At 71.0% G+C, this 13,865-nt stretch carries 8 protein-coding genes; 5 read left to right on the top strand and 3 right to left on the bottom strand.

From position 1 onward, the window contains the following. The first annotated feature begins 10 nt into the window (after positions 1 to 10). From VXC91_RS24535 to moeZ, 3 genes are all read left to right on the top strand, one after another. The gene (locus tag VXC91_RS24535; protein ID WP_329509492.1) at positions 11 to 970 is read left to right on the top strand and encodes an NAD-dependent epimerase/dehydratase family protein; all 960 of its coding nucleotides are present in this window, start codon (positions 11 to 13) and stop codon (positions 968 to 970) included. Beyond that, positions 958 to 1,707 carry a spherulation-specific family 4 protein gene (locus VXC91_RS24530; RefSeq protein ID WP_329509491.1) on the top strand — a complete coding sequence of 250 codons (750 nt, stop codon included), beginning with the start codon at positions 958 to 960 and terminating at the stop codon, positions 1,705 to 1,707. Before VXC91_RS24535 ends, VXC91_RS24530 begins: the two co-directional genes overlap by 13 nt. A gap of 62 nt (positions 1,708 to 1,769) precedes the next feature. Further along, on the top strand, positions 1,770 to 2,948 hold the full coding sequence (gene moeZ / locus VXC91_RS24525) for an adenylyltransferase/sulfurtransferase MoeZ (protein WP_329509490.1): 1,179 nt from the start codon (positions 1,770 to 1,772) through the stop codon (positions 2,946 to 2,948). Between the two features lie 418 nt (positions 2,949 to 3,366). On the opposite strand, the gene VXC91_RS24520 is transcribed toward moeZ, so the two are convergent. The 3 genes from VXC91_RS24520 to VXC91_RS24510 all read right to left on the bottom strand — a co-directional run bounded on the left by VXC91_RS24520 (position 3,367) and on the right by VXC91_RS24510 (position 9,599). Further along, positions 3,367 to 4,902 (bottom strand): alpha/beta hydrolase, encoded by a 1,536-nt coding sequence (locus tag VXC91_RS24520; protein WP_329509489.1) that lies wholly within the window; start codon positions 4,900 to 4,902, stop codon positions 3,367 to 3,369. A gap of 163 nt (positions 4,903 to 5,065) precedes the next feature. Further along, a complete protein-coding gene (locus VXC91_RS24515) occupies positions 5,066 to 6,631 on the bottom strand; it encodes an alpha/beta hydrolase (protein ID WP_329509488.1) in 1,566 nt (521 codons plus the stop codon). 136 nt (positions 6,632 to 6,767) lie between these two features. Next, positions 6,768 to 9,599, bottom strand: a complete 2,832-nt coding sequence (locus VXC91_RS24510) for a lysylphosphatidylglycerol synthase domain-containing protein (protein WP_329509487.1) — start codon at positions 9,597 to 9,599, stop codon at positions 6,768 to 6,770. Positions 9,600 to 9,785: 186 nt separating this feature from the next. Between VXC91_RS24510 and VXC91_RS24505 the strand changes: the two genes are divergently transcribed. Further along, complete coding sequence (locus VXC91_RS24505) at positions 9,786 to 10,148, top strand: MGMT family protein (protein ID WP_329509486.1); 363 nt, start codon at positions 9,786 to 9,788, stop codon at positions 10,146 to 10,148. A gap of 314 nt (positions 10,149 to 10,462) precedes the next feature. Further along, positions 10,463 to 13,795 carry an ATP-dependent helicase gene (locus tag VXC91_RS24500; protein ID WP_329509485.1) on the top strand — a complete coding sequence of 1,111 codons (3,333 nt, stop codon included), beginning with the start codon at positions 10,463 to 10,465 and terminating at the stop codon, positions 13,793 to 13,795. Positions 13,796 to 13,865 lie beyond the last annotated feature (70 nt).

Genomic DNA, 13,865 nt, shown 5'->3' with positions numbered 1-13,865 from the left:
GAGCCGCCCGATGAGGGTCCTGCTGATCGGAGCCAACGGATATCTCGGCCGCTTCGTCGCCGACCGGCTGCTCGCCGACCCGGCCGTGCAGCTCACCGCGCTCGGCCGCGGCGACGACGCCGACGTACGGTTCGACCTCGCGTCCGGCAGCCCAGGGGCGCTCACCCGCTTCCTGGACGCCGTGCACCCCGGGGTCGTCATCAACTGCGCGGGCACCATCCGGGGCGGCGCCCGCGAACTGACCCGGCACAACACCGTCGCCGTCGCCACCGTCTGCGAGGCCCTGCGCCGCAGCGGCTGCGGGGCCCGACTGGTGCAGATCGGCTGCGGTGCCGAGTACGGACCCAGCCAGCCCGGTTCCTCCACGGCCGAGGACGCCGTCCCGCGCCCCGGCGGCCCGTACGGCGTCAGCAAGCTCGCCGCGACCGAACTGGTCCTCGGCTCGGGCCTCGACGCCGTCGTGCTCCGCGTCTTCTCGCCCGCGGGGCCCGGCACCCCCGCCGGATCCCCGCTCGGCCGCCTCGCCGAAGCGCTGCGCAGGGCCATGCAGTCCGGCGACGGCGAACTGAAGCTCGGTGGTCTCGGTGTCCAGCGTGACTTCGTCGACGTCCGTGATGTCGCCCGAGCCGTCCATGCGGCGTCCCTCTCCGCGGCACAAGGCGTGATCAACATCGGCTCCGGCCGCGCGGTACGGCTCCGTGACGCGGTCGCCGTCCTCGCCCGTGTGGCCGGCTACGGCGGCAACCTGCACGAGCTCGACGGACCTCCCGGCCCGATGCGATCGCCCATCGGCCACCCGCGCAACGACCCGGAGCATGCCGCTCCGGTCGCCTACCCCTATCCGGACGGCTGCGGCAGCTGGCAGCAGGCCGACGTGCGCACGGCCCGCGACCGGCTCGGCTGGCGGCCCCGGATCAACCTCGAGGAGTCCCTCGCCGACATCTGGATGGAGGCGGCATGCCGCATCTGACCAGCGCCACAGCGGGCACCACGAGTACCGGCCTGAGCGTGGGGCTCGGCATTCCCGGCTATGCGCACCCTCTCGTCGCCCCTCTGGAGTGGGGGGAGCTCACACGCCCGGGCGCCCCGGTGCACTGGGCGGTCCTCAACGTGAGCGGAGGCCCAGGGATCCGGCCCGACCCGCACTGCCTGGAGGCAGCGGGACGGCTGACCAACGTGGGCGTCCGTGTACTCGGTCACCTCGATGTCACCTATGGCGCGCGTCCCTTCGAAGAGTTGATCTCCGACGCACGCCGCTATCTCGACTGGTACCGGGTCGACGGCTTCTTCCTGGACCGCTGCCCGACCGAACGCGCGGTGCTCCCCGAGGTCCGCCGAACGATCACCACCCTGCGCGCGCTCCTCGCACCGGGCCACATCGTGCTCGGGCACGGCACCCACCCGTATCCCGGATACGCAGAGAACGCCGATCAGTTGGTCACCTTCTCCGGCCCCTGGAGCGAGTACCGCTGGTCGCAGGTGGCCGAGTGGACCGCCGACTATCCGCCCGAGCGGTTCTGCCACTTCGTGCACGGCGTGCCCCGCCGTCACCTCGAGGAGGCGTTTCGCATCGCGCGCTGGCAGGGGGCCGCGACGATCTGGTTCACAGACCGCTCGGGCCGGGGCGGCCGAACCGACCCCTGGGAGTCCTTGCCCGGCTACTGGGACGACATCGTCTCGCGCATCGGAACGGGTGTCTCGGAATGAAGAAGGGCGTGGCAGTGTTACGGGTGAACAACCGTAGTGATTGACCGACCAACGGAGTCCCCGTGTCGCTGCCACCCCTGGTCGAGCCGGCTGCCGAGCTCACCGTAGACGAGGTCCGCAGGTACTCCCGCCACCTGATCATCCCCGATGTCGGGATGGACGGGCAGAAGCGGCTGAAGAACGCGAAGGTGCTCTGTGTGGGCGCGGGTGGTCTGGGCTCGCCGGCGTTGATGTACCTGGCCGCGGCGGGCGTGGGAACGCTCGGGATCGTGGAGTTCGACGAGGTCGACGAGTCGAACCTGCAGCGGCAGATCATCCACAGCCAGGCCGACATCGGGCGCTCGAAGGCCGAGTCCGCGCGTGACACGGTCAAGGGCATCAACCCCTACGTGACCGTGATCCTTCACGAGGAGCGGCTCGAGGCCGACAACGTGATGGACATCTTCAGTCAGTACGACCTGATCGTCGACGGCACGGACAACTTCGCCACCCGCTACCTGGTCAACGACGCGTGCGTGCTGCTGAACAAGCCGTACGTGTGGGGTTCGATCTACCGCTTCGACGGCCAGGCCTCCGTCTTCTGGTCCGAGCACGGCCCCTGCTACCGCTGCCTGTACCCGGAGCCCCCGCCGCCGGGCATGGTCCCGTCCTGCGCCGAGGGCGGCGTCCTCGGCGTGCTGTGCGCGTCCATCGGCTCCATCCAGGTGACCGAGGCGATCAAGGTCCTCACCGGCACGGGTGAGCCGCTCGTCGGCCGACTGATGATCTACGACGCCCTGGAGATGCAGTACCGCCAGGTCAAGGTCCGCAAGGACCCGAACTGCGCGGTCTGCGGCGAGAACCCCACCGTCACCGAGCTCATCGACTACGAGGCCTTCTGCGGCGTCGTCTCCGAGGAGGCCCAGGCGGCGGCCGCCGACTCGACGATCACTCCGAAGCAGCTCAAGGAGTGGATCGACGACGGCGAGAACATCGACATCATCGACGTCCGCGAGCCGAACGAGTACGAGATCGTCTCCATCCCGGGCGCCCGGCTGATCCCGAAGAACGAGTTCCTCTTGGGCACCGCCCTGGAGAGCCTCCCGCAGGACAAGAAGATCGTCCTGCACTGCAAGACGGGCGTCCGCAGTGCGGAAGTCCTCGCCGTGCTGAAGTCGGCGGGCTTCGCGGACGCGGTCCACGTCGGCGGCGGTGTGATCGGCTGGGTCAACCAGATCGAGCCCGACAAGCCGGTGTACTGATCGGCCACCCGGCTCACCAGCCAGACAGAACAGGCCCACGGCTCTGACCAGTTCGGATGCCGTGGGCCTCTGTCGTGGTCGGTCGCCCCGACCCGCCGACCTCGACGCATTCCGGGTCGAGGAGCTTCCCGGCCCGTTCACGCGAGGCGCGTACACGCGGATCCATGAGCAATAACTCGCCCGCTATGGCCTGGTTCGCAATCGTCTGTCGCACTGTCCATGGACGTATCCTCGCCGGGCCCACCCGACCGGCCGCAACCTGATTGATCCCCGGCCGTGGTCCGGACTCGAGGGCTCATGGGCGGCCGTGGACAGCGACCACCCGACGATCAGCCCTGGTCGGCTCGGCCGATGACGCCGGTACCGGCGGACCGCCCGGGGGCCCTTGGCCCCGTGGTGCTCCAGGCCCCCGCCGTCGTCATGAGCAGACCTTGCCGTCCTTCGGGACCGTCCCGTTCAGCAGGTAGGCGTTGACCGCCGAGTCGACGCAGTCGCTCCCGCTCCCGTACGCCCCGTGCCCCTCACCCTTCCAGGTGAGCAGGACACCGACGCCCTCGCCGAGCCCGTCGGCCATCTTCCGGGCGCCCTCGTACGGCGTCGCCGGGTCGCCGGTGTTGCCCACCACCAGGACGGGTGCCGCCCCCGGCGCACTGACCTCGGGATGGTCGAACTGCCCCGGCACCGGCCAGTCATGACACCAGCCGGCCGTGTCCCAGCCCAGGAAGTCGCCGAACACGGGGGAGATCTTCTCGAACTCCGGCAGCTGCTTCTTCATCTGTTGCGCCGTCGGCCGCTGCTTGTCGTCCAGGCACGATATGACCCGCTGGGAGTGCGTCGTCGTGCCGTAGCGCCCCGAGGCGTCCCGCTCGTTGTAGGAGTCGGCGAGCCTCAGCAACTCGGAGCCGTCGCCCGACTCGGCCGACTGGAGTGCGATGGTGAGTGCGGGCCAGCTCTCCTTGCTGTAGAGCGGCAGGACGATGCCGGTGAGGGCCAGGGTCTGAGTGAGCTTGCGGCCGGACGATGTCGGCAGCGGCTTGGCGTCGATCCGCTTCAGCAGGTCGGCGATCTCCCGGGTGCCCTGCTTCGGGTCCTGGCCCGTCGACTTGAGGTAGTCGTCCAGCGCCCGCTGGAAGCCACGCGCCTGGTTCTTCGCGTGGCCCGCGCTGTCGGCCGTCGGGTCGACGACCGCGTCGAGCACGGCCCGTCCGACGTTCTTCGGGAACAGGTGGGCGTACACACCGCCCAGTTCGGTGCCGTAGGAGATACCGAAGTAGTGCATCGTGCGGTCCCCGAGGACCTGGCGGATCAGGTCCATGTCGCGTGCCGTGTCGGTCGTCGACACATGGGAGAGCAGCTTTCCGGCGGCCTTGGCGCAACCCTTGCCGAAGTCGGCGGCGTCGCGGAGGTATGCCTTCTCCTCGGTGGCGTCGTCCGGAGTCGCGTCGACGGTCTCGGCGGCCTGGATCGCCTTGTCGCTGCGGCAGCGGATCCCCCCGCTCGCACCGACCCCGCGCGGATCCCAGCTCACCAGGTCGTAGCGCTCGTGAAGCTTGGAGACCACGTTCGCGTACGACGGCAGTATGGAGACGCCGGATCCTCCGGGGCCGCCGAAGTTGAACAGGAGCGAGCCTATGCGGCTTCCTCCGGTGGCTTTGGAGCGGATCAGTCCAAGGCCGATCGTCTCACCGCTGGGCTTCGACCAGTCCAGCGGCACCTTCAGCGTCGCGCACTGCCAGTTGCCGGCCGGCGCCGAGGCGCCCTTGCAGCGGCTCCAGTCGAGCTTCTGGGAGGTGAGGGAGGAGGGCAGCCCGGAAGAGGTCGCGGAAGCGGACGCCGAAGACGCATCGGACCTGCCCTTCGCGTCGTCGTCGCCTCCGCCGGACGAACCGCCGCCGCAGCCGGTCATCAGCGCCGCCGCGGTGACCGCGGCCGTCCACCATACGAAACGTGACATCTGCACCCCCTGACGAGCTCCCCGCACGGAGCCGCGAGGAGCAGTCAGGCCATAGTAGGCGGACCGGGCCGAGGCCAAGCCCGCCTGTGGATAACTCACTGACCTGCGCTTTTCCCAAATTGTGCGCCGGTCGAGAAACTGGTCGCCACCGGGAGCGGCGGGATCAGAGGCAGACGGTGCCGGCTGCCGGAACCGTGCCGTTCAGCAGATAGTTGTTCACGGCGTTCTGCACGCACTTGCTGCCGCTGTCGTACGAGCCGTGCCCCTGGCCCCTGTAGGTCAGCTGGACGCCGACCCCTTTGCCCAGCGCCTGCGCCATCCTCCCGGCACCCTCGTACGGGGTGGCCGGATCGCCGGTGTTGCCGATGACAAGGATCGGCGCGGCACCAGGGGCGCTGACGGTCGGATGGTCGGCGCCTCCTGCGACCGGCCAATTGGTGCAGCTGATCATGCCCCAGGCCAGGAACTCGCCGAACAGCGGGGAGGCGGCCCTGAACTGCGCCAGGTTCGCCTTCACGTCCGCGGTGGTGTACCGAGCCTTCTGGTCCGCGCAGTTGATGGCGACGTTCGCCGGGATCAGGTTGCTGTACTGGCCGTTGTCGCTGCGCCCGTTCATCGCGTCCGACAGCAGCATCAGCACCTTGCCGTCGCCGGAGTAAGCCTGCTGGAGGCCCTCGGTGAGGTACGGCCAGAAGTCCTTGGAGTACAGGGCCTCCGCGATGCCGTTGATTGCGGCGGTCTCGGTGAGCAGCCGGGGGGCGATACCGGGGATGGGCTTGCTGTCGAGGCTCTTCACCAGTGCGGCGATGCGGTTCCTGACGTCCTGCGGCGTCTTGCCGATCGGGCATCCCGTGCTCTGCGCGGTGCAGTTCCGGACGTAGTTGTCGAACGCGAGCTGGAAGCCCTTGGCCTGTCCGAGCGCGCTCTGTTTCGCGTTCTGCGTCGGGTCGACGACCGCGTCGAGCACGGCCCGCCCGACGTTCTTGGGAAACAGGTGCGCGTAGACACCGCCGAGTTCGGTGCCGTACGAGATGCCGAAGTAGTGCAGTCTGGCGTCGCCGAGCACCTTGCGCATCAGGTCCATGTCCCGGGCGGTGTCGGTGGTGCGCACATACGGCAGCACCTTGCCGGAGTTCACCGCGCAGGCACTGTTGAACTGCTTGGTGTTGCTGAGGTACGTCGTCAGCTCGGCCGCAGTGTCGGGCGTCGCGTCCTGCTGGAAGAAAGCGTCCAGTTGCTGGTCGTTCTTACAGATCACGGGCGAGCTGCGGCCGACCCCGCGTGGGTCGAAGCTCACCAGGTCGTAACGGGTGCGCAGGGCCGCGTAGTCCTGTGCGAACGCGGGCAGCGTGCTGACGCCGGAGCCGCCCGGGCCGCCGAAGTTGAAGACGAGGGAGCCGATGCGCTTGCTCGGGGGGCCGCTGGCCTTCACCCGGATCAGTGCTATGTCGATGGTGCCGCTGTTGGGGTCGTCCCAGTTCAGGGGCGCTTTCATGGTGGCGCATTGCCACCGGCTGCCGTCGGGCAGGGGCGCGGGGGCGCTGCCCCCGCCCTCCGCCGCGGACGGCGTGGGGCAGTCCTTCCAGTTCAGTTTCTGACTGGCCCCGTTCGCGGTCGGGTCCGACAGAGCCCTGCCTGCGGGGCCGGTGGTCCACCCCGTCAGCAGGGGGGACGCGAGGACGGCGGTGGCGGCCAGTGAAATGGCGCGGATCCTGTGAGGGTTCGACATGATCCCATCGTGGGGGCGCCCGGCACGAAGCGCTCAGAATGCGGGCCGTGCGGGTGAGTTCGGGTGCCGGGTACCGCGTGTCGCTTTGCGGACGGCGGGCTGCACGCACCCGTGGGCCGCCGTGGCGTGCCCGGTCCTAGAGCGACCCCTTGCGCGTCAGGTGGTTGAAGAAGAGCCACCCCGGCAGTACCGGCAGCCACAGCGTCAGCAGCCGGTACAGCAGCACCGCCGGCGCAGCCACCTCCTTGGGGAGGCCCACGGCGATGAGGCCGACGGTCAGGGTCGCCTCGACCGCGCCCACGCCGCCCGGGGTCGGTGCGGCCGATCCGAGAGCGTTGCCCGCGAGAAAGACCACAGCGACGCTGGCCAGGGTCAAGGTGGTCGGCTCCTCGTGACCGAACGCCCGGATCGATGCGTCCAGGCACATCACGAAGGACGCGGTCAGCAGCAGCATGCCGCCGATACCGGTGATCAGCTTCTGCGGTCGCTGCAGTACGTCCAGCATGCGGGGCACCACGCCCGCGAACAGCGACCTCACCCGCGTGACGACGAACTTCCGCAGGAACGGCACCGACGTCACCACCAGGACGAGCACCGCGACCGTCAGCAGACCCGCGATGACCGTACGGGAGGGGGACAGGGACGGCGTCTTCTCGGTGCCCGTGAGATAGCCGAACGAGAGCAGCATCAGCACGTGGCAGCCGAGCCCGAACAGCTGCGATGCGCCGACGCTGGCGACCGCGAGACCCGGCCGTACCCCGGCGCGTTGCAGGAAGCGCGTGTTGAGCGCGACACCGCCGACCGCCGGGGGCGCCACGATCTTCACGAACGACCCGGCGACCTGCGCCGACACGGTCCGCCAGAACGGCACACGCTCGGGTACGAAGCCCAGCAGCGCCATCGCGGCCGCGACGTAGCTCAGCGCGGAGAAGAGCACGGCCGCCGCCACCCAGCCCCATTCGGCGTTGGCGAAGAGCGTGCCGAACTCGATGTGCGTGAGCTGCGTGAGCAGGAAGTACGCACCGATGGCACCCGCGATGAAGCTGATCAGCGTGCGGGGCCGCACCCGCTCCAGGCGGGCCGGCTCGACCGGCGCCTGCGGGCGGATCCGCAGCACCTGGTGGCGGATCTGGGTGAGCAGATCCTCGTCACGTGCTTCCTCGAGTGCCTCGCCGAGCGCCCGCTTCTCGGCCCGTTGCACGGCACGGACGGACTTCTTGCCGGGCTTGTCTAGGACGACCCCCGCGCCCTCCTGGCCTTCCTCCAGGCGGGCCGCCTTGGCCTGCCGGGACGCCTCCAGGACCGCCTCCCGCTCACGATGGGCCTGTTCGCGGGCCAGTTTCCTGAGCATCGCGCGTGTGGAGCGCGTCAGAGCGATGGGCTGCAGCATGGGCAGACAGTCGGCCACCGCGTCCGGGCCGAGCACCCCGACCGCGGACGCCACCGCGCGCTCGGCACCCACCCGCAGCCCGATCGTGGTCAGCAGCTGCGCGATGTCCATGCGCAGCACCAGGTCACCGGCGGCGATCTCGCCGTTGCGCAGGTCCGTCAGGATCACCGCACCGGATTGATCCACGACGATGGCGTCATCTGCCAGCCGGCGGTGCGCGATGCGCCGTGACTGGAGGGCGCGCACCTGGTGCCAGGTGTCGCGCAGCAGCTCGTCGGTGATCTCCTCGTCGGCCAGCTGGTCCAGGGTGCGGCCGTTGGTGTGCTCGTAGACGAGCATCACGGCGTCCGGGCCGAGCTCGGAGGTCGCGATGAGCTTGGGGGCGTTCGCCCCGGCCGAGATGGCCGCGTACGCGAGCAGCGCCTCCTGCTCCAGGGCCTGGCGCAGCGACTGCAGGCTGCGGCGGGTGGTGATGCCGCGGAGCGTCAGCTGCCGCCATACGCGGTAGAAGAAGGCCTGGGCCTGCTGCTCGCGGTCGACGACCGTGACGTCCAGGGTCGGGCCGTGCTCCAGGGTGACGAAGTAGCGCCGGCCGCGATCGCCGTTGTCCGCCGTGTCATGCGTGTCCTCGCGCGCCGCGGTCACCGGCCGGAAACCCACGGTGCGCAGGCCCGCCATCAGGGTCCGCCCGGTGGGCCGTACGTTCGGCGAGCCGACCGCGTACAGCGTCCCGGCCGCCACGCTCCAGCCGATCAGCACCGTCAGGACGATCGAGAACGGTGTGGTGTAGCCCGTGACCAGCATCGAGAAGGCGTCGAGCAGCAGCACCACCCACAGCACGGCACGCCAGCGCGGTCTGCGTGACATGCCCACGGCCGTCATATAGGCGATGACCGGTGCGAGGTAGCCGTGCACCGGGTCGGTCAGGGCGTGGATGTCCCCGGGGGAGGGCTGGGTGAGCGCGTCCTGGATGGAGGGCTGGGCCGCCCTGGCGACCCACAGGTCCGTGGCGAGCGTCACACCGTGGGCGAGGACCGCGGCGAGGACACCGTCGGCGATGCGCAGCCCGTCCCGCTTGATCAGACGTTCGATCGCGAAGGCGACCGGCACCAGCAGGATCGCGATGCTGGATGCCAGACCCGCGATCTTGATCAGGAGATCGGGTGCCTGCCCGGTGCCCTTGTTGATGTCCTGTTCGAGCCCCGACGTGGTGCCGTGTGCGAACGCGGCGATCGCGAGCAGCACCGCGATCGCGAGGACGCCCACCAGCAGGCGCATGAGATCGGAGGGCCGGTGCACGCGCGCGGGAAGCAGCGGTTCGTCGCCCTCGACCTCGTCGTTGTGGGCATCGGTGCGGTCCTCGTCCGGCCGGGACTCCGGCCCGGCCTTCGAGGCCTGCGGGGGCCCTTCACGCGGGCCTTCCGCGTCGCGCGCCTTCTTGTGTGCGCTTTCACCGCTGTGCGCTTTCTTGTCGTCGGCGCCTTCGCTGCTGTCCTGGCCCGCTGGGGCGGGGTCCGGGCGCGACGAAGCCTCAGAGGTGCCCTCCGCGCCGTCGGGGTGCACACCCTGCTGTTTCATCGTCTCTTCTTGATCTCGTATCACCAGTTACCGCCCGCATGATGGTGGCATGGCATCCCGACACACGGGGGCATCAGGGTGCAAATGCGGGGGCGCACAGTCTGCCTGAAGCGCCGCGTCAGGGCGAGGGATACGCCCGGAGGCTCCCATGTCACATTGTCGGTCGCGTGGGGCAGGATGGTGCGGATGAGCGAGGAGAGCCTGCCGGACGCCCTGCCGGAATACGCGGAACGGGTCCTTGACGTGGCGGATCGCATTCCGCCAGGACGCGTGATGACGTACGGGGACGTGGCCGAGTGGCTGGAGGAGGGCGGACCGCGTCAGGTGGGCCGCGTGATGGCCCTCTACGGAGGCGCGGTCCCGTGGTGGCGCGTCATCCGTGCGGACGGCGTACTGCTGCCCGGCCACGAATTGGAGGCGCTGGGTCACTACCGCGAGGAGGGGACTCCGCTGCGCGAGGCGGGCCGCGCCACCGAGGGCCATCTGCCGCGGGTCGACGTGAGACGGGCGCGGTGGGACGGCGACGAACGCGGGCAAGGTCACACCTGACGGCTTCCGACGTCGGGCGGGACCGGAGGGAGCCTGTGGCCCGTACGGGGTGAGCGGGGGACGTCCGTGCCATGGCTCACGTTCGTGTCGCGAGGGACGCAAGTGACCCGACGGGTGCACCGGACCAAGGGGAAGCCCTGCTTCCGCGGTGCGCACGGGCGTAGCGTCGACGAGGCGCGTGACCCTCATCCCGCAGCCACCGCCCGGCACGCGCGGCAGCCCCTCCGCCCGTCGCCCGACCACCACACCTCAGGGACGGCGCTCCGCGCCGGCAGTGACAAACCCGAGCACGACAACCAGGACCGGCGAACCACGTGAGCTCCTCTTCCTCCACCAGGCGCCTGCCGCACCCCGGGGTGCGGCAGGGGAGCCGTGGCGCTTACCGACTGGTGCGTACCCCGCCCGTCCGGGTGGATCCCCCTCTGCTGGACGCAGCACAGCACGCGGTGGTTGACCACGAGGCCGGTCCGTTGCTCGTTCTCGCAGGCCCGGGCACCGGCAAGACGACCACACTCGTCGAGTCCGTGGCCGCCCGGATCGCCCGCGGCGGCGACCCGGAACGCATCCTCGTCCTGACGTTCAGCCGCAGGGCCGCCGTCGACCTGCGCGACCGGATGTCGCTGCGCACAGGGGCCGCGCACGCCCCGCAGGCCACCACGTTCCACTCCTTCTGCTACGCCCTGGTCCGCGCCCATCAGGACAGCGAGCTCTTCGTCGAGCCCCTGCGGCTGCTGTCGGGACCCGAGCAGGACGTGACCGTGCGGGAGCTGCTCGCCGGCCAGCCCGATCTGGAGCGCCTCGGCCTCGCGCACGTGCGCTGGCCCGACGAGCTGCGCGCCTGCCTGACCACACGAGGCTTCGCCGACGAGGTTCGTGCCGTGCTGGCCCGCACCCGCGAACTGGGGCTCGGCCCGGCCGCCCTGCGCCGCTTCGCCGGGCGCATCGGCCGCCCCGACTGGGAGGCCGCCTCCGCCTTCCTCGCGGAGTACCTGGACGTCCTGGACCTCCAGGGAGTGATCGACTACGCGGAGCTGGTCCACCGGGCGGTGCTGCTGGCCCGCCGCCCGTCGGTCGCAGAGCGGCTGGCCGCCCGGTACGACGCGGTCTACGTCGACGAATACCAGGACACCGACGCCGCGCAGGTACGCCTCCTCAAGGCGCTCGCGGGCGGCGGCCGGACCCTGGTGGCCTTCGGGGACCCCGACCAGTCGATCTACGCGTTCCGCGGCGCCGACGTGGGTGGCATCCTGGACTTCCCGCAGGCCTTCCCGCGCAGGGACGGTGCACCGGCACCAGTGGAGGTCCTCAGGACGTCCCGCCGCTCCGGAGCGGCCCTCCTGGCTGCGACCCGGCTGCTGACCCGGCGCATGCCCCTGACCCGCCTTCCGGCGGAGAAGGTGCGCGCTCACCGTGAGCTCGGCGCGGTACGCGATGGTGGCCGTGTAGAGGTCCTCACCTGCCCCACGCCCGGTACGGAACTGGACAACATCGCCGACATCCTGCGCCGGGCCCACCTGGAGGACGGCGTGGCGTGGGGCGAGATGGCCGTCCTGGTCCGCGCCGGAACCCGCACGATCCCGATGGTCCGCCGCGCCCTGACGGCCGCCGGGGTTCCCTTGGACATCGACGGCGACGACCTGGCGCTGCGCCACGAACCGTCCGTGACCCCGCTGCTGACGGCACTGCGCGCAGTGGCGCGGGCGGAGGCCGCCGGCGCGCACCCCGAGGAGACCGGGCCGGGGGGAGCCGGACAGGAAGAGGCGCAGCCCGAGCCCTGGCTCGACACCGAGACCGCGCTCACTCTCCTCGCATCCCCGCTGGCCGGTATGGACGCCGCCGACCTGCGCCGCCTGGGCCGCGCGCTGCGTGACGAGGAGCGGGCCGCGGGCAACCCCGCGCCCCCACCTTCCGACGCGCTGCTCACGCGGGCACTGGCCGAGCCCGAGCGGCTGGTGGCGCACGATCCGGCGTACGCGCGCGGAGCCCAGCGCCTCGGCGCGCTCCTCAGGAAGGCACGGGAGCGGCTCGCGGGCGGCGGCACGGCCGAGGAGGCCCTGTGGGAGCTGTGGGACGGCACGCCCTGGCCCAGGCGACTGGAGAGCGCCTCGCGGCGCGGAGGCGCGGCCGGCCGCAACGCCGACCGCGATCTCGACGCCGTGTGCGCCCTGTTCGCGACCGCCGCACGTGCCGAGGAACGCACCGGCGGCCGCGGCGCCCTTAACTTCCTGGAGGAGATCGAGGCCCAGGACATCGCCGCCGACACGCTCACCCGGCGCGCCGTGCGCCCCGACGCCGTACGCCTGATGACCGCGCACCGCTCCAAGGGCCTGCAGTGGCGCCTGGTCGTCGTCGCGGGCGTCCAGGAGGGGCTGTGGCCCGACCTGCGCCGCCGCGGCTCCCTGCTGGAGGCCGACCGCATCGGCCGTGACGGACTCGCCGAACCCCTCACCCCCGGCGCGCTGCTGGCCGAGGAACGGCGCCTGTTCTACGTCGCCTGCACACGCGCGCGTGAACGCCTCGTCGTCACCGCCGTCAAGGCGCCCGCCGACGACGGCGATCAGCCCTCCCGTTTCCTCGCCGAACTCGGAGTCGAACCCAAGAACGTCACCGGGCGCCCGCGCCGCCCCCTGTCCGTCGCCGCGCTCGTCGCCGAACTGCGTGCCACGACCGTCGACCCGCGCGCGTCCGACACCCTCAGGGAGGCCGCAGCCCGCAGGCTCGCCCGGCTCGCCGCGCTCGCCGACGAGGACGGCCGGCCCTTGGTGCCGTCCGCGCACCCCTACCGCTGGTGGGGCATGTGGGACCCGACACAGAGCAAGGTGCCGCTGCGCGACCGCGACCAGCCCGTCGTGCTGTCCGGCAGCGCCCTCGACCAGCTCGCCAACACCTGCGCCCTTCAGTGGTTCTTGGGACGCGAGGTGAAGGCCGACGCACCCGCGACCACCGCCCAGGGCTTCGGCAACGTGGTGCACGTCCTCGCCGACGAGGTGGCCTCCGGACACACCCCCGCCGACCTCGCCGTCCTCATGGAGCGGCTCGACTCGGTGTGGAACGCGCTCGCCTTCGACGCGCCGTGGAAGTCCGCGCAGGAGAAGGACAACGCGCGCGTGGCACTCGAACGCTTCCTTCAGTGGCACGTCATGGACCGCACCGGGCGCACACCGGTGGCGAGCGAGCACGACTTCGACATCACGCTCGAAGAGGGCGACTACGAGGTGCGCATCCGCGGCTCTATGGACCGTGTCGAGGCGGACGGCGAGGGCCGCGCCTATGTGGTCGACTTCAAGACCGGCAAGCAGGCGCCCAGCGCCGCCGAGGTGGCCCGCCATCCGCAGCTCGCCGTCTACCAGCTCGCCGTGCGCGAGGGCGCCGTCGACGAGGCGTTCGGCGGCCTGCGTCCCGAGCCGGGCGGTGCCGAACTCGTCCAGCTGCGGCAGGGCGCCGCCCGGAAGGACGGCGGCGACACCCTGCCCAAGGTGCAGGCCCAGGAGCCGCTGGCGGGGGAGTGGATCGGCGAGCTGCTGGCCACCGCGGCCGGGAAGGTCCTCGACGAGCGCTTCGCGCCGACCACCGGACAGCACTGCACACACTGCGCGTTCCGCGCCTCGTGCAGCGCGCGGCCGGAGGGCCGCCACGTCGTGGAGTGACAGTGTCGTGGTGACGCACCGCACCACGCGTGCTGCCTGCGCTTCTCCGGGCATGGCAGGCGATCTAGTG

Origin of the sequence: Streptomyces chiangmaiensis (genome assembly GCF_036281785.1) — a bacterium.
Taxonomy (GTDB): domain Bacteria; phylum Actinomycetota; class Actinomycetes; order Streptomycetales; family Streptomycetaceae; genus Streptomyces; species Streptomyces chiangmaiensis.
The sequence above is the reverse complement of the archived record's forward strand: the minus strand, read 5'-3'. Positions and strand labels throughout refer to the sequence as shown.